The sequence below is a fragment of the Actinomyces gaoshouyii genome (assembly GCF_002072175.1).
Taxonomy (GTDB): Bacteria; Actinomycetota; Actinomycetes; order Actinomycetales; family Actinomycetaceae; genus Actinomyces; species Actinomyces gaoshouyii.
The window spans coordinates 64,150-84,293 of record NZ_MVIV01000007.1; the positions used below are offsets into that span (position 1 = coordinate 64,150).

13 protein-coding genes are annotated in these 20,144 nt (G+C 71.1%); 4 read left to right on the plus strand and 9 right to left on the minus strand.

Translation table 11 applies throughout. The features are described from left to right. Positions 1-6 precede the first annotated feature (6 nt). From B1H50_RS07220 to leuC, 5 genes are all read right to left on the minus strand, one after another. A complete protein-coding gene (locus B1H50_RS07220) occupies positions 7-1,041 on the minus strand; it encodes an NAD(P)H-dependent glycerol-3-phosphate dehydrogenase (protein WP_080463105.1) in 1,035 nt (344 codons plus the stop codon). Next, entirely contained in the window at positions 1,038-1,871 is an 834-nt protein-coding gene (locus tag B1H50_RS07225) for a lysophospholipid acyltransferase family protein (protein ID WP_080463106.1), read from the minus strand. The genes B1H50_RS07220 and B1H50_RS07225 overlap by 4 nt, the downstream gene beginning before the upstream one ends. 86 nt (positions 1,872-1,957) lie before the next feature. Next, complete coding sequence (gene murA, locus B1H50_RS07230) at positions 1,958-3,280, minus strand: UDP-N-acetylglucosamine 1-carboxyvinyltransferase (protein WP_080463107.1); 1,323 nt, start codon at positions 3,278-3,280, stop codon at positions 1,958-1,960. Between the two features lie 101 nt (positions 3,281-3,381). Beyond that, positions 3,382-4,035 carry a 3-isopropylmalate dehydratase small subunit gene (leuD, locus tag B1H50_RS07235; protein WP_080463109.1) on the minus strand — a complete coding sequence of 218 codons (654 nt, stop codon included), beginning with the start codon at positions 4,033-4,035 and terminating at the stop codon, positions 3,382-3,384. Between the two features lie 35 nt (positions 4,036-4,070). Next, positions 4,071-5,513, minus strand: a complete 1,443-nt coding sequence (gene leuC, locus B1H50_RS07240) for a 3-isopropylmalate dehydratase large subunit (RefSeq protein WP_080463110.1) — start codon at positions 5,511-5,513, stop codon at positions 4,071-4,073. A gap of 108 nt (positions 5,514-5,621) precedes the next feature. On the opposite strand from leuC, the gene B1H50_RS07245 reads away from it, so the two are divergent. The 3 genes from B1H50_RS07245 to B1H50_RS07255 all read left to right on the plus strand — a co-directional run bounded on the left by B1H50_RS07245 (position 5,622) and on the right by B1H50_RS07255 (position 14,461). Beyond that, complete coding sequence (locus B1H50_RS07245) at positions 5,622-6,362, plus strand: IclR family transcriptional regulator (protein ID WP_080463111.1); 741 nt, start codon at positions 5,622-5,624, stop codon at positions 6,360-6,362. 178 nt (positions 6,363-6,540) lie between these two features. Next, the gene (locus B1H50_RS07250; protein WP_080463112.1) at positions 6,541-13,164 is read left to right on the plus strand and encodes a DUF4011 domain-containing protein; all 6,624 of its coding nucleotides are present in this window, start codon (positions 6,541-6,543) and stop codon (positions 13,162-13,164) included. Positions 13,165-13,321: 157 nt separating this feature from the next. Continuing rightward, on the plus strand, positions 13,322-14,461 hold the full coding sequence (locus B1H50_RS07255; protein WP_080463113.1) for a glycosyltransferase family 4 protein: 1,140 nt from the start codon (positions 13,322-13,324) through the stop codon (positions 14,459-14,461). A 70-nt stretch (positions 14,462-14,531) separates the two neighbouring features. Here the strand turns inward: B1H50_RS07255 and nrdR are convergent, their stop codons facing one another. Beyond that, positions 14,532-15,002, minus strand: coding sequence for a transcriptional regulator NrdR (gene nrdR, locus B1H50_RS07260; protein WP_080463114.1), 471 nt, complete (start codon positions 15,000-15,002; stop codon positions 14,532-14,534). Positions 15,003-15,107: 105 nt separating this feature from the next. Continuing rightward, positions 15,108-15,794, minus strand: a complete 687-nt coding sequence (locus tag B1H50_RS09750; RefSeq protein ID WP_125898880.1) for a LysM peptidoglycan-binding domain-containing protein — start codon at positions 15,792-15,794, stop codon at positions 15,108-15,110. Between the two features lie 248 nt (positions 15,795-16,042). On the opposite strand from B1H50_RS09750, the gene lexA reads away from it, so the two are divergent. Further along, positions 16,043-16,936, plus strand: a complete 894-nt coding sequence (lexA, locus tag B1H50_RS07270) for a transcriptional repressor LexA (protein ID WP_080463116.1) — start codon at positions 16,043-16,045, stop codon at positions 16,934-16,936. 72 nt (positions 16,937-17,008) lie between these two features. Here lexA and B1H50_RS07275 read toward each other — a convergent pair whose 3' ends face one another. Beyond that, positions 17,009-18,013, minus strand: a complete 1,005-nt coding sequence (locus B1H50_RS07275) for an L-lactate dehydrogenase (protein WP_080463117.1) — start codon at positions 18,011-18,013, stop codon at positions 17,009-17,011. 160 nt (positions 18,014-18,173) lie between these two features. Further along, on the minus strand, positions 18,174-20,108 hold the full coding sequence (locus B1H50_RS07280; RefSeq protein ID WP_188640745.1) for an ATP-dependent DNA helicase: 1,935 nt from the start codon (positions 20,106-20,108) through the stop codon (positions 18,174-18,176). Between the last annotated feature and the right edge of the window lie 36 nt (positions 20,109-20,144).

Consider the following 20,144-nt stretch of genomic DNA (forward strand, 5'->3'; position numbering starts at 1 on the left):
GAGCCCTCAGTCGATCCGCTCGCCGTGGACGCCCTCGGTCTTGCGGGGGCGCGCCAGGAGCGCGTCGTTGACCTCCTCAACGCTCGCCGCCCCCTCAACGACGGCCACCACTCCCGCAGTGATCGGCATATCAACGCCGTGCCGGGCGGCGAGATCGAGGACGGCGCGCGCGGACTTGGCGCCCTCGGCCACGCCCCGCGAGGCCGAGGCGGCCTCGTCCACGGTCATGCCCTCGCCGAGATGACGACCGAAGGACTGGTTGCGGCTCAGTGGTGAGGAGCAGGTGGCCACGAGGTCGCCCATCCCGGCCAGGCCCGCGAAGGTCTCGGGGCTCGCGCCCAGGGCCAGGCCCAGGCGGGTGATCTCCACCAGACCCCGGGTGATGATCGTTGCCCTGGAGTTGTTGCCGTAGCCCCGGCCGGCGGCCATACCGACGGCGAGCGCGATGACGTTCTTGACCGCCCCGCACAGCTCGACGCCGAGCACGTCGGTGTTCGTATAGGGGCGGAAGGCAGCGGTGGCGCAGGCGGCGGCCACGCGCGCGGCCAGATCCTCGTCCGCTGCGGCGATGACGGTGGCGGTGGGCTGCCGCGCGGCGATCTCGTCGGCGAGGTTGGGGCCGGAGACGACGGCGAGGCGCTCGGGCCCCACCTGGAGGGCCTGGCCCATGACCTCGCTCATGCGCATTCCGGTGCCCAGCTCGATGCCCTTCATGAGGGAGACGACGGCGGCGCCCTCCTCGAGGCGCCCCGCCAGTGGGGCGACGATCCCCCGGGCGGCCTGGGAGGGCACGGCGACGACGACCGTGTCGGCGCCGCCGACGGCCGCGGCCATGTCCGTCGTCGCCCGCACTCCGACGGGCAGGCGCAGGCCGGGCAGGTAGCGCTCGTTGGCGCCGGCATTGATCTCCTCGGCGATCTCGGCCCGGCGCGCCCAGATGGTGGCGCTGCCGCCGGCCTCGGCGATGAGGGAGGCGAAGGCGGTGCCCCAGGCTCCCGAGCCGATGATGGCGGCGCGGGCCGATGCGCCCCGGCCGGTCACTGCCCGGCCCCCTCCGACTCGCTGCGGCCGCCCGGGGCATCGTCGGCCCCGGACTCGGATCGGGCGGCCTCCCCGGGGCTCGCCTCCTGGGCCGGGTCGGGGTCGGGCAGGCGCTCGCCGTAGGCCCCGGGGCCGTGGTCGATGTCGTAGTGCGGGTCGAAGGGGCGGGGCGCCCTCTCGCCCCGGATGACCTCGAGCTCGGCGGTGATGGCGCGCATGATCTCGGCGGTGCAGGCGCGCACGGCGTCGTGGTCGTCGGTGTCGCTGCCGAAGCGGGAGAGGTCCAGGAGCTCGCCCACGCGCACCGTGACGGGCTTGGGCGGGAAGGGATGGAAGGCGTCGGTGCAGGTGTCCATGATGTCCTGCCCGCCCCACTGCGCCATGGGGACCACGGGCACGCCGGTGCGCATGGCCAGGCGGGCCGCACCGGTCTTACCGACCATCGGCCACTTCAAGGGATCGCGGGACAGGGTGCCCTCGGGGAAGATCATGATGACGCCGCCGTCGGCGAGGATCCTCTCGGCCTCACGCAGGGCGTCGGAGGCGCTCGCCGTGCCGCGCTCAACTGGGATCTGTCCGCCGGCGCGCAGCACCCGGCCGACCACGGGGATTTTGAACAGACTGGCCTTGGCCAGGGAGTAGGCGGGGATATCGGCGTCCACGAGCGCGCGCATGGCGGTGAGGGCGTCGATATTGGACAGGTGGTTGGCCACGGCGATGAAGCCGCCGTCGGCGGGGAAGCGCTCGACACCGGTCACGCGCTGGCGCGAGACGAGCTTGAGGAAGGGGATGATCGCTCCGCGCGAGGCGAAGCGGTAGAACAGGCTCATAGGACGCTTCTGAGGCACGGCACGACTCTAGCCGGATCGGGCCGGCCGCGTGCCTCGCCGGGCGCGGTGCCCGCGTGGCGCCGGGGTCAGGCCAGGCGGGTCACCTTGGCGTCCAGTGAGCCCAGCTTGCTCATGAATTGCTCGTAGCCGCGGTCAATGAGGTTGATGCCCTCCACGCGGCTCGTCCCCTGGGCGGCCAGGGCGGCGATGAGGTGGGAGAAGCCGCCGCGCAGATCGGGCACGACGATATCCGCGCCGCGCAGGGGCGTGGGCCCGGAGATGACGGCGGAGTGGTAGAAGTTGCGCTGTCCGAAGCGGCAGGCGGTCCCGCCCAGGCACTCGCGATAGACCTGAATGGCCGCGCCCATCTTGCACAGGGCCTTGGTGAAGCCGAAGCGGTTCTCGTAGACGGTCTCGTGGACGATCGAGACGCCGTCGGCCTGGGTGAGGGCAACGACGAGCGGCTGTTGCCAGTCGGTCATGAAACCGGGGTGGACATTGGTCTCCACGACGATGGAGCGCAGATCGCCGCCGGGGTGGTAGAAGCGGATGCCGTCGTCGCGCACCTCGAAGGCGCCGCCGACCTTCCGGAAGATGTTGAGGAAGGTCGTCATATGGCTCTGGTGGGCGCCATGGACGAAGACGTCACCGCCGGTGGCCAGAGCGGCGGAGGCCCAGGAGGCCGTCTCGATGCGGTCGGGCAGGGCGGTGTGCCGGTAACCGGCGAGCTCCTCGACGCCCTCGATGTGGATGGTGCGGTCGGTGTCCACGGAGATGATGGCGCCCATCTTCTGCAGGACGTCCACCAAGTCCATGATCTCGGGCTCGACGGCGGCGCCGCGCAGCTCGGTGCGCCCGTCGGCGCGCACGGCGGTGAGCAGCGTCTGCTCGGTGGCGCCGACGCTGGGGTAGGGCAGCTCGATGACGGTGCCGCGCAGGCCTTCGGGCGCGGTCAGGCGGATGCCGGCCTCGAGCTTGTCGACGACGGCGCCGAAGCTGCGCAGGATGTCGAGGTGGAAGTCGATCGGGCGGTCCCCGATGCGGCAGCCGCCGAGGTCGGGGATGAAGGCCTCGCCGAGGCGGTGCAGGAGGGGCCCGCAGAACAGGATCGGGATGCGCGAGCTGCCGGCGTGGGCGTCGATATCCGCCACATGGGCCGCCTCCACCCGGGAGGGGTCGAGGTGGAGGATGCCGGCGGTCTGGTCGTAGTCCACCTGGACGCCGTGGAGGGTCAGCAGTCCGGAGACCACCTCGACATCCCGGATGAGGGGGACGTTGCCGAGCACCGACGGCGTCGTACCGAGCAGCGCCGCGACCATCGCCTTGGGAACGAGGTTCTTCGCGCCGCGCACCGTGATCTCGCCGCTGAGCGGGCGGCCGCCCTCAACCTGAAGAAGACCGTCGACCATGCCTACCTCCTTAGTGCCGCGCGGCGGGGCCCGCGCTCCGCCCGGCGCAGGGACGGCGGGCCAACCAAGCATAGGCGAGGCCCGGCGCCCCGCCGACCTCTTCAGGGTGTGGGCATCTGCGCAACACGGGCGGGAACAACCCGGGCAGGTGGCAGGTGGCGGGCGGGCAGGGTGGTGGGCTTGAAGGAGGGCCGCACGGCCTCGTAGGCGCTGATGGCGTCCTCCTCGGTGAGGGTGAGCGAGATGTCGTCGAGGCCCTCCATGAGGCACCAGCGCACGTAGTCGTCGATCTGGAAGGTCGTGCGCAGGGATCCGCACGTGACGCTGCACTCCTCGAGGTCCACAGTGATCTCAGTACCGGGCTCGTTCTCGAGGATCTTCCACAGCTGCTCGCAGTCCTCGGGGCTGATGACCCCGGCTACGAGCCCCTGCTTGCCCGCATTGCCGCGGAAGATATCGGCGAAGCGGGGGGCGAGGACCACCTTGAAGCCGTAGTCCTTGAGAGCCCACACGGCGTGCTCGCGCGAGGAGCCGGTGCCGAAGTCGGGGCCGGCCACGAGCACGGAGGCGCGCTTGTAGGCGTCCCGATTGAGGATGAAGTCGGGCTCGCCGGCGCGCCAGGCGGAGAAGAGGGCGTCGTCGAAGCCGGTGCGGGTGATGCGCTTGAGGTAGACCGCCGGGATGATCTGGTCGGTGTCGACGGCGCTGCGGCGCAGTGGGGCGCCGATACCGGTGTGGCGGATGAACTTGTCCATGGTGATCCTGCTTCCCTGTCTCGTCCCGGTGTCTCTCAGGCGGCCCGGCCGGCCGTGGCGCTCCGCCCGTCCAACGGCTCCAGGTCGGCGGGAGTGGACAGCCTGCCGCGCACGGCCGTGGCAGCGGCGACGACGGGCGAGACCAGGTGGGTGCGCCCGCCCTTGCCCTGCCGGCCCTCGAAGTTGCGGTTCGACGTCGAGGCGCAGCGCTCCCCGGGGGTGAGCTGGTCGGGGTTCATGCCCAGGCACATGGAGCATCCGGCGTTGCGCCACTCGGCGCCGAAACCCTTGAAGACCCGATCCAGGCCCTCGGCCTCGGCCTGGAGGCGGATGCGGGCGGAGGCGGGGACGACGAGCATGCGCAGGCCCGGGGCCTTGGTACGGCCGCGCACGACCTCGGCCGCGGCGCGCAGATCCTCGATGCGCCCGTTGGTGCACGAACCGAGGAAGACGGTGTCAACGGTGATATCCCGCAGCGGAGTACCGGGGGTGAGATCCATGTACTCCAGGGCGCGCTCGGCGGCGCGGCGCTCGGTCTCGTCGGCGATGGTGGCGGGGTCGGGGACGGACGCGGAGATCGGCAGGCCCTGCCCCGGATTGGTGCCCCAGGTGACGAAGGGCTCGATGTCCGCGGCGGTGAGGACGACCTCGGTGTCGAAGACGGCGTCGTCGTCGGTGCGCAGGGTGCGCCAGTACTCCAGCGCGGCGTCCCAGTCGGCGCCCCGCGGAGCGTGGGGGCGATCCTTGAGGTAGTCGAATGTGGTCTCGTCGGGGGCGATCATGCCGGCGCGGGCACCGCCCTCGATGCTCATGTTGCAGATCGTCATGCGGGCCTCCATCGACAGCTGCTCGATGGCGCGTCCCCGGTACTCGATGACGTGGCCCTGGGCTCCATTGGTGCCGATCTTCGCGATGATGGCCAGGATGATGTCCTTGGCCCCCGAGCCGGACGGCAGGTCGCCGTCGATGGTCACGCTCATGGTCTTGAAGGGGGCGACCGGCAGGGTCTGGGTGGCGAGCACGTGCTCGACCTGGCTGGTGCCGATGCCGAAGGCCAGCGCCCCGAAGGCGCCGTGGGTGGAGGTGTGGGAGTCCCCGCAGACCACGGTCATACCGGGCTGGGTCAGACCCAGCTGGGGGCCGACGGCGTGAACGATGCCCTGGTCGGCGTCGCCCAGGGAGTGGAGGCGGACCCCGAACTCGGCGCAGTTGGCGCGCAGGGTGTCGATCTGGGCGCGACTGGTGACGTCAGCGATCGGCAGATCGATGTCGAGGGTGGGGGTGTTGTGATCCTCTGTGGCGATGGTCAGCTCGGGACGACGCACCGCACGCCCGGCCAGGCGCAGCCCCTCGAAGGCCTGCGGGCTGGTCACCTCGTGGACAAGGTGGAGGTCGATGTAGAGCAGGTCCGGGGCGCCGTCCGCCCCCTGCGCAACCACATGATCCCGCCACACCTTCTCGGCGAGGGTCATTCCCATCGCATTACCCCTTCACTCAGTGCCGGCCACTGTCTTTCATGACACACCGTTGCCGTGGATCCTCGAGATTACTTGAGGTCTCAGCCCTCGGGATGGCAGTATCAGATTATGGACGAAGCGTTGGACTCAGCGACCAGCAGCGGTGTGGGCGTCATCGACAAGGCGGCCCTCGTCATGAGCGCCCTGGAGGCGGGCCCGGCGACCCTCGCCCAGCTCGTCTCCTCCACCCATCTGGCCCGGCCGACCGCCCATCGCATCGCCGTCGCCCTGGAGTACCACAGGCTGGTCTCACGCGACTCGCAGGGGCGCTTCATCCTCGGCCCGCGCCTGACTGAGCTCGCCTCGGCCGCCGGCGAGGACCACCTGCTCACGGCCGCCGGTCCGGTGCTGGCGGCCCTGCGGGACAAGACGCATGAGTCCGCCCAGCTCTACCGCCGTCAGGGGGATGTACGCGTGTGCGTGGCCAACGCGGAGCGCCCGATCGGCCTGCGCGACTCGATCCCGGTCGGGGCGACAATGTCCATGCTGGGCGGCTCGGGGGCGCAGGTGCTGCTGGCCTGGGAGGAGCCGGACAGGCTGCACCGGGGCCTGGTGGGGGCGCGCTTCAACGCCACAATGCTCTCAGCGGTGCGCCGACGCGGCTGGGCGCAGTCCGTGGGCGAGCGCGAGCCGGGCGTCGCCTCGGTCTCGGCCCCCGTGCGCGGCGCGAGCGGCAAGGTGATCGCGGCCGTGTCGATCTCCGGGCCGATCGAGCGCATGGGTCGCCAACCGGGCCGCGTGCACGGCGCCGTGGTCATGGCGGCCGCCCGCCGCCTGTCCGAGATCCTGCGCACCGCTGACGAGGGCTGACCCCTCCCCCGCCGAGACCGGTCGAAAACAGCACCGAGACCGGCGCACGGTGCCGCCGGACCGGTCGGAGGCGATGGCGCCACCCCGGAGGCCCGCTCGCTCCCTCCGCTGTCCTCTGTTCCAGAGGGGACTCGCATGCGAAAATATGCACCCCCATTCCGATCGAGAGGACCGTCTCTTGCCTGATGACCGACAGCCTCTCCTCCACGCCCTTCAGGCGCTCTCGGAAAGCCTCGGCCCCTACGTCCGCCGACGCCTGGCTGACGAGTACCCGAACCAGGACCGGTTATCCCCGGCGCCGTGGGACGGGGCTCCGGGGGATGCCGACCTCGATGATCTCTCCACTCAGTTCTTCGCCCTGACCGGGCGCGACAGGAGCGGCAAGTCGATCCTCAACGTCGAGTCAGGCCTGCGCAGCAGGATTCACGCCATCTGGATCGCGCGCAACCGGCTCGCCCACGGTGCGAGGCTTGAGCGCTCCGAGATGCTGCTGGCGCTGAGCGAGGTCGCTGAGGTCCTCCGGATCATCGGGGATGTCGAGGCATCCGACCGGGTCTCGCAGGAACTCGCGGCTCACGCGGCTGCCGGAACCAGGATGGAGACATCGGGGGCGGAGCCCGCCGCCGGGCTCGAGTCCCTTGTCGAGCCGTTGGACGCTCCCCAAGCAGGTTCTCTCGAGGAGCCGGACGCAGCGCACGAGGAGCCGACGCCCTCGGACAAGCGCGCCGAGCGCACCGCGGCCGGGGCGGCTCCGGCCGTCTCCGACCCGCTGCCCCCTGCCCACGACGAGACGGCGCGCGTCGCGGCGCCCGAGCCACCGCCTCTGCCACGGCCGACTGGGACTGGGCTCGACCTCCTCGCGGTCTCCGTCGATGCTCCCCCGGTCGTTTCCTATGCCCACGCCGTCGCCGGGTCGCGCCTCGCCATGACCATCCACCTGCGGCCGGTCGATATCCGCGGCACCGACCTCGATGAACAGGGGGCTCGGCAGTGGGTTCCCCTCGAGGATGTCCGCGTCACCATCGGCGTCGAGGTTGATGGCGAGAGCGTCGCCTCCGGCCATCCTGTCATCCTGACCCGGCTCGGCGCGGAGGGGGAGGACCTCACCGTCAGCATCCTCCCGGAACGATCGGCCCTGCTCCAGGTCGACGCCCAGAGCCCCTCGCGCCTCCATCTGCTCCTCGAGTCGGCAGGCGCGCGACGCGACCTCTTCCTTGATGGTCCGGATGTCCTCACTCCGCGCCAGTGGGTGATGCGAGGCCGTCCCTCGGAGGCTGCCGCCACGTTGACCGCTTTCGTCCAGCCCCAGCAGCCCAGGCTCGCGCCGCTCTGCTCCCAGGCCGCTCAGCTGCTCGGTACAGCCACGGGATCGCCGTCCCTCAACGGCTACGAGGGCGGCCCCGCGAGGGTGAGCTCCATCGTCGCGGCAGTCTGCCGTGCCATCCAGGATGCCGGGGTGGCCTACGCGGTTCCGCCGACGAGCTGGGGGGAGTCGGGCCAGCGGGTGCGCACTGCGCAGGACGTGCTCGACAACCGTCTCGGCACCTGCCTCGACACCACGATCCTCCTGGCGAGCGCTCTGGAGTACCTCGAGATCGAGCCGCTGATCATCCTTCTTCCGGGACACGCTCTCCTTGGCTACTGGCGCACGCAGCGCCACCTCTCCGAAGATCTCACGATGCCCGGGTGGGAGCTGCTCAACCAGATCGACCTCGGAGAGATCCGCCTGGTCGAGACGACTCTCCTCACCGGCGAGGCCTCCGCCACCGCTGAACAGCTCCATCAAGCGGCCCGTCGGCTCATCGGCGTCGACGCCGCCGAGATCGATGTCGTGATCCCCGTGCGGGCGGCCCGCGAGCGCGGGGTCGTCCCCATGCCGTTGAGAACCCGTCACGAGGACGGCGAGATCGTTGAGAGCACCTATGTCGCCGCACCGCGACCGAACACTGTCCTACTGGCCGACGAGCTCCTCCGCACCACCCGGCCCCGTCCCACGCGGAGCAAGGCCCCGGATCGGGTCGAGGCCTGGAAGGCACGGCTCCTCGATCTCAGTCTGCGCAACCGCCTCATCAACTGCTCGGATAGCGCGATCCACAGCCACAGGATCGTCGAGCTCGCGGTTCCCGAAGCGGTTATCGGATCCTTCGAAGACCTCGTGAATGCGGGGCGTGACATCACGCTGAGGCCCGCTGGCGAGCGGGCCGCCGAGGTGCGCCGCATCGGCGGCCTCTTCCGCACGGAACTCGATCCTCCGCAACTCGCTCCGCTGCTGGCGGACCACCGCGAGGTCGAGGTCGATCTGGGTGAGGGCACTTATGACCCGATCCTGCGCCGTCTGCGCTCCACCGCCAGGACCCTCGCCGAGGAGACCGGCGCCAACAACCTCTACCTCGCCCTCGGCTCACTCGTCTGGAAGACGGGCGGCACGACCATCCGTTCCCCCCTCGTCTTCGTCCCCGTCGACCTCGAGCGCCGCTCAGCCCACAGCCCCTTCCGCCTGCGGATCGATCCCTCGGGCACAACCACCCCCAACTACTCCCTCGTCGAGCGCCTCCGGATCGATCTCGGCCTCGACCTCACGGAGCTGAGTGAGCCAGAGGAGGATGCCGCCGGCCTGAACCTCCCACGCCTCTTCGAGGTCGTGCGCCGAGTGCTCGCGGACAACCGCCTGCCCTTCCATGTCGAGGCGACGACGTACCTCGGCATCTTCCAGTTCGGCACCTTCCGCCTGTGGAAGGACCTCGAGGAGTCGTGGAAGGAGATCGCCCGCAATCCCCTCGTCCGCCACCTCATCGAGACGCCCGACCAGCAGTTCGCCGACCCACAGGCGCATGCCCCGGTGGTCGGCCTCGAGCAACTCCTGCCCCGGCTCCCGGTGGCGGCTGACGCCTCGCAGGCCGAGGTCGTCGCCCAGGCGCTCAGCGGGCGCACGATCGTCGTCGAGGGCCCACCCGGCACCGGCAAGTCCCAGACGATCACCAACGTCATCGTCAGCGCCATCGCGCAAGGCCGTAAGGTTCTTTTCGTCGCCGAGAAGCAGGCGGCGCTCGAGGTCGTAGCCAGGCGCCTGCGCGACGCGGGCATCGGCGGGCTCCTCCTCGACCTCCATGATCGCAAGCAGTCCCCGGACGCCGTGCGTCGGAAGATCCTCGCCGCGATGGATCTCGAGGCCCACCCGGACCGCATCACCTTGCAATCCCGGATGGCTCTGGCCGGAGCCGACAGCGCCAGACTCGCCGAGTACCGCGCCTCCCTGCACGGGCGCAGCCCGAGCGGCATGTCCTTCTACAGTGCCCGAACGGCCGAGATCGCATACTCCGGTCACAGGGCCGGGAGCCTCACGATCACGCCCGCGCAGCTCGCCGCGATGACGGACGGCGACGTCGCTTCTCTGCGCACGAGCATCCCGTCCGTCGGCACGTGCCTGGACCGTTACCGCGACGTGCTCGTCGGCTCCGAGCCCGTGATCTCCCAGCCTCTCGACGACGTCTCCCTCTCAGAGGTCCTCGCCGCCACCGCGCGTTGGGATAGCGTCATCTCGAGCGGCGACGACGAGCTCCTGGCCGCCGTCGGGACAATGCCCGACCATGAGTTGGAGACTGCCGCCCTCATCCTCGAAGATCCCGTCCTCGATACTCGTGTCCTCGACCTCATCGCGGACCCATCATGGGTGCGCGACGCCCAGTGGCTCCTCCAGCAGCTCGACGCCGAGGCCACCGACCTGCGCCCGGCCCTCACCTACTACCGGGAGAGCGTCCTCGACGAGCCCCTCGACGCGGTCAGGGAGAGCCTCATCAACGCCAAGCACGCCTTCTTCAGCAAGTCCAAGAAGGCCGAGAAAGCACTCGCCCGGCTCGCCGGCCACCGCAGCGGCAAGCCCATGCCCGACGACGCCGCCGCGCTGCTCGGCATCGTCGACGAGCTCATCGCACTCGCCCGCCGCCGCGACCAACTGCGCGAGCGGCACGCGGCTCTACTGCCGTGGACCGCCGCGATGATCCGCAACTGGACGCCTTTCGACAGACCCGCGGCCGCAGCCTCCGGGGACAGGCTGCGCCAACTGCTCGAGCGGGCTCATCTGGCCGCCGCAGGGCAGCGCAGCCAGACGCGGATCATTGTCGCCGCATGCGCGATCCGGCCGGACCGCTCGGCAATCGCGGGATGGATGCGCGCGTACTCCCGGGCCCGTGAGGGACTGACGGCACTGAGCCGAGTCGGCATCGGGCGAGGTGCTATCGAGGCCCTCCTGCCGATGCCCGCCCCGCGCCGAGAACGGGTCCTCCGAGGCTGGAGCGAGTTCCTCAGCGCCGGGACGGAGTTCCGCCGCCTCGGCCTCGCATCCTGCCTCGACCAGCTCCGGCGAGGCGAGGTGCTGTCCTCGGATGCCTCCACCGCCCTCGAGATCGGTCTCATCCACGCCACGCTCGAATCGCAGCGGGAGCGAGGCCGCCTCGACGAGTTCGATGCCGAACGGCAGAACACCACCGTGGCCCAGTACGCAGCGGTGCTCGACGAGATCCGCAGTATGCTGCCCGAGGCGCTCGTCGAGGACGCTCTTATCGCCCGGGGCCACGCCCTGGCGAGTGAGGGCCTGCGACTGGCCAATCTGCGCACCGCTCTGGAGCGCAAGCGTAAGAAGCGGAGGATCCGCGATCTCATCGGTGAGTTCGGCGACCTCATCACCTCCCTCACCCCATGCGTCCTCGTCTCCCCGGACTCGGTGGCGCGGTTCTTCCCCGCCAACCGCCAGGACTTCGATCTCGTCGTCTTCGACGAGGCCTCCCAGATCACGGTCGCCGCCGCCATCGGAGCCATGGGGCGCGGTCGTAGCGTCATCATCTGCGGGGACTCCAAGCAGATGCCTCCGACATCCTTCGCCGAGCTCTCACGAGATGACGACGGCGAGGACGACATCGTCGACGAAGAGTCGATCCTCAGCGAGTGCGTGGCCGCGCACGTCCCACGGTTCTGGCTGTCCTGGCACTACCGCAGCAGGGTCGAATCCCTCATCGCCTTCTCCAACGCCGCGTACTACCAGGGCCGACTGTCCTCGTTCCCGAGCCCCAGGTCGGCCGAGCGGGACGATGGTCCCCATGGCTTCGGCATCAGCCTGCGCCACGTCGACGGCCACTTCGTGCGCAGCGTCCCGCGCGGGCAGTCGCGCAAGACCTATCGCACGAACCAGGCGGAGGCCGAGGCCATCGTTGAGGAGATCCAGCGCCGATTCGACGACGATCCCACCGATCCCGAGGGACCATCGGTCGGTGTCGTCACGTTCAACATCCAGCAGCGCGATCTCATCGAGGCCCGCCTGCGCGAGCTCGACGATCCGAGGATCACCGCCTCGCTCGACGCGGCCGGGGGTATCTTCGTCAAGAATCTCGAGAACGTCCAAGGAGATGAGCGGGACGCGATCCTGTTCTCCGTCGCCTTCTCGGCGGGGGAGGACGGACAGGTCCCGCTCAACTTCGGGCCCCTCAATCGACATGGCGGGGAGCGCCGTCTCAACGTCGCGATCACGAGGGCGCGGGCCCAGGTCGTTCTCTTCTGCTCCTTCGACCCGGCATCGCTCCACGCGGAGCGCAGCACCTCGGCGGGGCTGCAGGACCTCAAGCGCTACCTACTGCTCGCCGAGCACGGCACGGGAGCTCTGCCCGCGCGCGCGGCGGGTCAGGCGCGCCCCGACGGGCACCGCGAGGAGATCGCGGCAGCCCTGCGCGCACGGGGATTGGCCGTGCGCACCGACGTCGGCCTGTCCGACTTCCGCATCGACCTCGTCCTCGCCCCTGGTGATCGCCCCGACGAACCGAGGGTGGCCGTCATGCTCGACGGCCCGAACTGGGAGAGCCGGCGCACCTCCTATGACCGCGACGTGCTGCCGACGAGGGTACTCGCGCGCATGATGCACTGGCCGGGAGTCGAGCGGATCTGGATGCCGGAGTGGCTCCGGGCCCCGGAGGCAGTCGTCTCCCGTCTTGTCGGCGCCGTCGAGCATACGCAGGACTACGGCAAGCAGCACGACGGCGCCGCTGCCCCGGGCCTGCCCGCACCCGCAGTCCCGGCCTCGATTCTGGATCTCGCCGCGGCCTCTAAGACCGGACCGGCTGACCGAGGCGAGGCCGGCCCAGTCCGGGCCTTGACGCCATTCGAACAGGCCGGCGCGTCGCCGCACGCCACGGCAGCGCCCGACCACGCCGCCGCCGGGACCGCCACGGCAGCGCCAACGTCTCACGCGCGGCCGGAGCGGCGCAGGGATCTCAGCGCCGTCGTCGACTTCGTGCCGTACGAGCCGAACGAGCGCCTTGAGCGCGCGCTTCTCGACGAGGCGGCGACGAATCCCCGGGCCCGCGCGATCATACGTGAGGCAGCAGAGCGGATCTGCGAGCAGGAGTATCCGATCGCACGAGAGCGGCTGCTCAGCTTGGTCTGTTACGACTTCGGCATGCAGCAGGCACGAAGCGTGAGGAAACAGCAGATCCTCACCCTCATCCGCAGCGCGCGAGTCTTCACCGACCCGGACGGCTTCGTCTGGCCGGAGGGCGTTGATCCGGCTGGTCTGACCGGCTACCGCCGGTATCCGTACGACTTCGTCGCCATCGAGGAGATCCATCCGCGCGAGCTGGACAACTACGTGCGAGAGCGCATGGGGGCAGAGGGCGGGCTCGATGACGAGCAGTTGCTGCACGACCTGCTCGCAGGGCTGTCGTTATCGACGCACCGCAAACTCACCGCATCCGTGCGCCACATGCTCACCCAGTCGATGGCGCGGGTCGGGGGGCGGGGGCGCTACCTGTCGGACTGACCCGTCACGCTGCGGCGCCGCCGACGGTGGGGCGGTGGTCATCGTGGGCCCCGCCGTCCTCACTGGTGTTGTCCTGCGGTCGGCCGACGGCGAGGTCGGGGAACCGGTCTCGCCGCTGTTTTCGACCGGTCTCGGAGAGGTCTTCTAGACTCTCGGCATGCGCCGGACACTTCTCGTCACGAACGATTTCCCGCCCGTCGTGGGCGGGATCCAGTCCTACCTCGACGACTACGCCCGCCGCCTGCCGCCCTCGGATCTGACCGTCCTGGCCTCCACTCCCCCCGAGGGCCCCGAGACCGCCGCGGCCTTCGACTCCGAGGTTCCCTTCGACGTCGTCCGCATGCCCACCCGCATGCTCCTGCCCACGCCGGAGGTGCGGAGCAGGATGCGGGGGATCATCGCCGAGCGCGGCATCGAGACCGTCTGGTTCGGCGCCGCCGCACCGCTCGGGCTGCTCGGCCGCGCCGCGAAGCGGGCCGGGGCGAGCCGTGTCATCGCCACGACTCACGGGCACGAAGTCGGCTGGTCCATGCTACCGGGCTCCCGCCAGCTCCTGCACCGCATCCTCCGCGACGCCGACGTCGTCACCTACATCTCCGAGTACACGCTCGGCCGCCTGCGCCCCTTCATACCATCGGGCACGATCACCGCCCATCTTCCCAGCGGCATCGACGTCGACCGCTTCCGCCCCGATCCCGCCGCCCGCACCGCGCTTCGCGCCCGCTACCGGCTGGGGGGCGCCCCGACGGTGGTGTGCGTGTCCCGGCTCGTGGCCCGCAAGGGCCAGGACTCCCTCATCGAGGCCTGGCCGCGCGTGGTGGAGCACGTCCCGGGGGCCCGCCTGGTCATCGTGGGGTGGGGCTCCTACGCGCGCCGCCTGGCGCTCCTCAAGCGTCGCTCCTCCGCCCGTGATTCCATCATCCTGACCGGCAAGGTCCCCTACGACGAACTGCCCGGGCATGTGGCCATGGGGGACGTGTTCGCCATGCCCTGCCGTACGCGCGGTGGAGGCCTCGACGTCGAGGGCCTGGGCATTGTGTTCCTCGAGGCCTCCGCGGCGGGACTACCCGTCATCGCGGGGACCAGCGGCGGTGCGCCCGAGACCGTCGTTGAGGGCGTGACCGGGAACGTGGTCGACGGGCGCGACCAGGACGCGCTCGTGGAAGCGATTATCGGCCAGCTCTCCGATGCCGATGCGCGCGCCCGGATGGGCGCCGCCGGCAGGGAGCTCATGATCGGTCGCTGGACGTGGCCGTCCCTGGTGGAACGGCTGGTCCGCGCGATCGACGAGCGCTGAGGCGACGGCGCGCGCCGATGCCGTCGTCGCCCGTCATCACCACTCGCGAACCGCGGGCCCTCCTGGTGACTCAGGCGCGGGCGGTGGGCTGGGCGGCGTGCGCCGCGCGGAGGTCGGCGATGGCCCGCTCGAAGTCCTCCAGGCTGTTGAAGTTGGAGTAGACCGAGGCGAAGCGGAGGTAGGCGACCTCATCGAGTTCGCGCAGCGGCCCGAGGATCGCCAGGCCGACCTCATGGGAGTCCACGATGGCCTGGCCGGTGGCGCGAATCGCCTCCTCCACCTTGTGGGCCAGCAGCGCGAGGTCATCATTGGAGACCGGGCGGCCCTGGCAGGCTCGGCGCACGCCCACGATCACCTTGTCCCGGGAGAAGGGCTCGACGGCGCCGGAGCGCTTGCGAATGGACAGGCTGGCCGTCTCGATTGTCGTGTAGCGCCGACCGCAGGCCGGGCACTCGCGGCGACGGCGGATGGCCAGGCCGTCATCGGAGGTCCGGGAATCGACCACACGGGAGCCGTCGTGGCGGCAGAAGGGGCAGTGCACGCGGGCTCCTCGGGGTTGAAGCATGGCCTGTGACGTGGAGCCTAGGCGCCCACCGCCGTCGCCGCAAGGAGCCGCATGCCCAGCGATCCCCCTCTGGGCGATTCGTCAGCGGACAGGGACGACGAGGGTCTGCCCCGGGTGGATCGTTGAGGAGTGGAGATCATTGAGGTCCACGATCTGCGCCATGGCCTCGGACACGTCCGGGGCGCCCGTGGCGGCGGCGACGTCCCACAGGGACTGGCCCTCCTGGACCGTGGCCGTGGAGGTCTCCACGGGGGCCATGAGACCACTGCCGATGATCCCTGCGGCGGCGGCCAGGGCGAGTAGGACGACGATCATCATCGAGACGGCGCCCCAGCGCATCGGCGCCGGCAGCGAGGCGAGAGCTCCCCGAGAGGCCTCTTGCGCAACGGCGCGCCTCTGGGCGCCGCGGATGGCGGGATGAGCCGGCGCGAGGCCCGCGAGTTCGGCGAGCCCCACGCGGGAGGGCGGCGCAGCCGCCCTGGGCGCGGCAGCCCGGCGAGCATCCGAGGCGGGGCACGGGCGGGCGGAGCGCGGCGCACTCGGGCGCCGGCGCAGGTCGGCGGGAGCCGCGATGGCAGGAAGCTCCGGGACATCCGCCCCGGTGACGAGATGTAGGTGCGGGCGGTGAGGCTCCCCGGCGGCTCGCACCGGAAGCGCCTCCTGCCCGGCGATCTCCGCGCGAGGGGCTGAGGGCGCCGAGTGCGCGGACAAGGGTGTGACCATCCGCAGGCGGCGGGACGGCTGCGGCGGGAGTGCGAGTGCGCTCACAGGGAACCTCCTAGAACACATGTTCGACGAACAGATGTTCGAAGAATAGCGAGTCCGGCGCGACACGTCCAGCATCTTTCGAACATGTGTTTGAATGAGTGGCGGGCCGGCCGTATGGTTGACGGCAATCAGGACATCACCGGGCACTGACACGAATCCGGCGCCCTTAATCGCCCGTTCCGGGCCCGTGGTCGCCGCAGTGCCCCGGCCCGATCCAGCAGACCGCCCGCACTATCGAGGAGATCGCGATGAGCACGTCCCGCGGCAGCGACCGCCCCACGAAGGCACGAGCCGGGAGACCGGCCGCGCGGCGGGCGGAGGGGGGTGCCGCGCAGGGGAGCCCCCACCGGGATGACACCCCCGGTGCGGGGGGCGCCGAGGGCGCTCGCAGCGCGACCAGTGGCGATCGCATCCTGGCGAGCCTCGATGAACGCGCCCGCGCGGTCTACGAGGCCGTGCGCGACGCCGTCGTCGATCACGGCTACCCGCCCTCGATGCGCGAGATCGGGCAGAGGGTGGGGCTCACCAGCCCGTCGTCGGTCAAGCACCAACTCGACAAGCTCGAGCGCCTCGGCCTGGTGCGCCGCGATCCCAAGCGGCCACGCGCCCTGGAGGTCATCGTCCCCGAGGAGCCCGAGGCCCTCGCCTCCACGGTCGCCGCTGAGGGGCCCGCGCTCCAGGTGGCCCCCCGCCCGACCAGCCCCTCCCCCGCCACTCCCGCGGCCCTGCCCATGCTGCCGGGAGTGGCCGAGGGGGAGGCCGTGGCAGTGCCCCTCGTGGGGCGGATCGCGGCGGGCTCGCCCATCCTGGCCGAGCAGGAGGTCGAGGACGTCATGGCCCTGCCCCGGCGCCTGACCGGCTCCGGGGAGCTCTTCATGCTCCAGGTTCACGGGGACTCGATGATCGACGCCGCCATCTGCGACGGCGACTGGGTGGTGGTCCGCGCCCAGTCCGACGCCGCCAACGGGGAGATCGTCGCCGCCATGCTCGACGACGTCGATGGCGCCTCGGCCACGGTCAAAGTCCTGTCCCGCAAGGACGGGCACCAGTGGCTCCTGCCGCGCAACCCAGACTACGCGCCGATCCCGGGCGATGGCGCCACCATCATGGGACGGGTCGTCACCGTCCTGCGCGCGCTGTAGCGAGCGGCGCGCGGCGACGGCGCCCCCATCCGATTGTGGATGGGGGCGCCGTCGCCGTGCGGGCGCGAGGCCTCAGTAGCCCAGGCCGCGGGCGACCTCGCGCAGGCGCTGGGCGGATGCGGTGAGGCGGTCGCGCTCATCGAGGGTCAGGGGCAACTCGAGCCGGCGCCCGGCGCCCTCACGGCCGACGATCGTCGGGACCGCCATGCACACGTCCGAGATGCCGTGCCAGTTCTCCAGCAGCGGGGAGATGGTGAGCACGCGCTGCTCATCGTTGAGGATGGCGCCGATGATCTTCTGCACGGCCAGGCCGACGGCGTAGTTGGTCACGCCCTTGCCCTCGATGATGCGGTAGGCGGAGCGGACGACGTCGTGGGCGATGCGGTCGCGCTTGGCCTGGTCGAAGGTGCCGCCGTCGAGGGTCTTGCCCCACTGGGTGATCGGCACGCCGCCGATCTCGCAGCTCGACCACAGGGCGACCTCGGAGTCGCCGTGCTCGCCGGCGATGTATCCGTGGATGTTCTGGGTGGCGGTGCCGGTCTCCAGGGAGACGAGGTAGCGCATGCGGGCGGTGTCCAGGACGGTACCGGAGCCGAAGACCTGGTTGTCGGGAAGGCCCGTGATCTTCCGAGCGCAGTAGGTGACGACGTCCACCGGGTTGGCCACGAGGAGGAAGATGGCGTGCGGGGCGACTTCGACGAGCTTGGGCAGGATCTTCTCCATGATGCCCACGGTGGCGCCGGCGAGCTCGAGACGGGACTGGCCGGGCTTCTGCTTGGCCCCGGCGGTGATGGCGATGACGTCGGCGTCGCGGCAGATCTCCGGGTCGTCGGAGCCGGAGACGGCGCCCGCGGAGGTGAACTGGATGCCCTGGGCGATGTCGAGGGCCTCGGCCTCGACCCTCTCCTTGGCGATGTCCTGCAGGACGATCTCGCGTGCCACGCCCTTGGTCACGCAGGCATAGGCGAGGGTGGAGCCGACGGCTCCGGCGCCGATGATGGCGACCTTCGAGGGGCGGCCGGACCTGCCCGTCGGGTAGGAACCTTCAGCAGTGTTGGTGATCGCGGCGTCGGACACGGGAAACCTCCAGATCTTCGTGGGACGGGCCGTTCGGCCCAGGGCCCAGCCTAGTCGCAAGAGGCGCGCGCCACAGCGGCCCTAAGCCCCGAAGTCGCATGACTCGGCGTCGCCCCCTCGGGCGCCACCGGCGGGGCGTCCCCGCCGGTCTCACGCTCATCTAGTGCCCGGCCGCCGCGAGCCGCCTGAGCGCCCCGAGGACGACCTCTCGCTCGGTCGTGGGCCACAGGGACGGCATGGAGCGGGTCAGGAAGGCCCCGTAGCGGGCGCGGCGCAGCCGGGGGTCGAGAACGGCCACGACGCCGCGGTCCTCCGAGCTGCGCACGAGCCGACCCGCGCCCTGGGCGAGCAGGAGCGCGGCGTGCGTGGCGGACACGGACATGAAGCCGTTGCCTCCCGCCGCGCTGACGGCCTCGGCGCGGGCGTTGGCCACGGGATCGTCCGGGCGGGGGAAGGGGATGCGGTCGATGATGACGAGCCGGCAGGCCCTCCCCGGCACGTCCACGCCCTGCCACAGGCTCAGGGTGCCCACGAGGCAGGAGTCCTCGTCCTCGGCGAAGGCGCGCACGAGCGTGGGCAGCTGGTCCTCCCCCTGGGCGTGGACGGTCAGCCCGGTGGCGCCGCGCAGCAGGGAGGCGGCCTCCTCGGCGGCCCGCCTGGAGGAGAACAGGCCCAGCATCCCACCGCCGGAGGCCTCGGTGAGGGCGAGGACCTCGTCGAGCGCGGCCTCGGAGATGCCCTTCTGGGGGCGGGGCAGGTGCGTGGGGGTGTAGAGGATGCCCTGGCGGGCGTAGTCGAAGGGCGTGCCGACGTCGATCCCGTCCCACGCGGTGGTTCCCAGCGCGAGGCCCAGCGCCCGCGCCATGGGGTCGAAGCTCCCGCCCAGCGCGAGGGTCGCCGAGGTCAGCACGGCGGCCCGACCCTCGAGGAGGGAGTCGGCAACGCTGCCCGCCACGTCGATCGGTGCGAGCATGAGGCGCGGTGGGTCGGCGCCCATGCGGGGCCTCTCGATCCAGGCCACATCCCGGCGGGCCTCCACACTGCCCGAGGTCATGCGCTCGACGGCGTCGAGGAGGTCGGCGACGGCGGTGCGCGCCAGGGCTATTGCGCCGGCGTCCCCTGAGCGGGCCTTGGCGGCCTCTCGGATGTCGCCGGCCACTTGCCGGGCGGCTCCGTCGAGATTGATGAGGGAGTCGCAGAGGGCCTGGGGCAAGCCCGCCTCGAGGCGCCCATCGGGCAGATCGGCGAGCGCGAGCTGGAGGACCTGACCGGCGGCCTCCAGGTCGGCGGCGATGACGCCGGCATTCTTGCGGGCGGTGGCGGCCACGCGCATGACGGCGGCGGCGGATAGGCTCACGGTCCCCTGCGAGCGGACCCGGTCGGCGAGCTCGTGGGCCTCGTCGACGACGACGATGTCGTGCTCGGGCAGGACGTTCGGATTGCCGGCGGCGGCGATGCCGAGCATCGCGTGGTTGGTGATGATCAGATCCGCCTCGCCGGCGGCGGCGCGGGCGCGCTCGGGGAAGCAGTCGTCGTGGAAGGGACAGGAGGCGCCCAGGCACTCGGCCCTGGAGACGGAGACCTGCGCCCAGGCGCGGTCCGTCACCCCCGGGACGAGGTCGTCGCGGTCGCCAGTGCCCGTGGTGGAGGCCCACTCGCGCAAGCGCAGCACCTGCTCGGCCAGACTGGTGGATGCCGCCTGCCCCAGGCGGGCGGGGGCCAGGGCGCTGGCGGCGGAGAAGAGCGAGTCCGCGTCGTCGCCCTCGGGGTAGCCCCCGGCCACGCGGTGGCGGCACAAGTAGTTCTGCCAGCCCTTGAGAAGGGCAATCGACGGGGCGCGGCCGGTGGCCTCCTGGACGGCGTCGGCGGCCAGCGGCGCATCCTTGGTGAGGATCTGCCTTTGAAGGGCGAGCGTGGCGGTGGAGACCACGGCCCGCTCCCCCGCCTCGACGGCGCGGGCGAGCACGGGCACGAGGTATCCCAGCGACTTCCCGGTGCCGGTGCCGGCCTGCACCATGAGATGGGTGCCGTCGGCCAGGGCCTGGCAGACCCGGCAGGCCATCTCCTCCTGTCCGGCCCGGGGGCTGCCGCCCATGGCGTCGACGGCGCGGGCGAGGGCCGCCAGCGCTGT

Coding starts and splice junctions, on each gene's coding strand:
- B1H50_RS07225 (WP_080463106.1), bottom strand. CDS start 1,871: ATGAGCCTGTTCTACCGCTTCGCCTCGCGCGGAGCGATCATCCCCTTC.
- murA (WP_080463107.1), bottom strand. CDS start 3,280: ATGGTCGACGGTCTTCTTCAGGTTGAGGGCGGCCGCCCGCTCAGCGGC.
- leuD (WP_080463109.1), bottom strand. CDS start 4,035: ATGGACAAGTTCATCCGCCACACCGGTATCGGCGCCCCACTGCGCCGC.
- leuC (WP_080463110.1), bottom strand. CDS start 5,513: ATGGGAATGACCCTCGCCGAGAAGGTGTGGCGGGATCATGTGGTTGCG.
- B1H50_RS07245 (WP_080463111.1), top strand. CDS start 5,622: ATGGACGAAGCGTTGGACTCAGCGACCAGCAGCGGTGTGGGCGTCATC.
- B1H50_RS07255 (WP_080463113.1), top strand. CDS start 13,322: ATGCGCCGGACACTTCTCGTCACGAACGATTTCCCGCCCGTCGTGGGC.
- lexA (WP_080463116.1), top strand. CDS start 16,043: ATGAGCACGTCCCGCGGCAGCGACCGCCCCACGAAGGCACGAGCCGGG.
- B1H50_RS07280 (WP_188640745.1), bottom strand. CDS start 20,108: ATGGGCGGCAGCCCCCGGGCCGGACAGGAGGAGATGGCCTGCCGGGTC.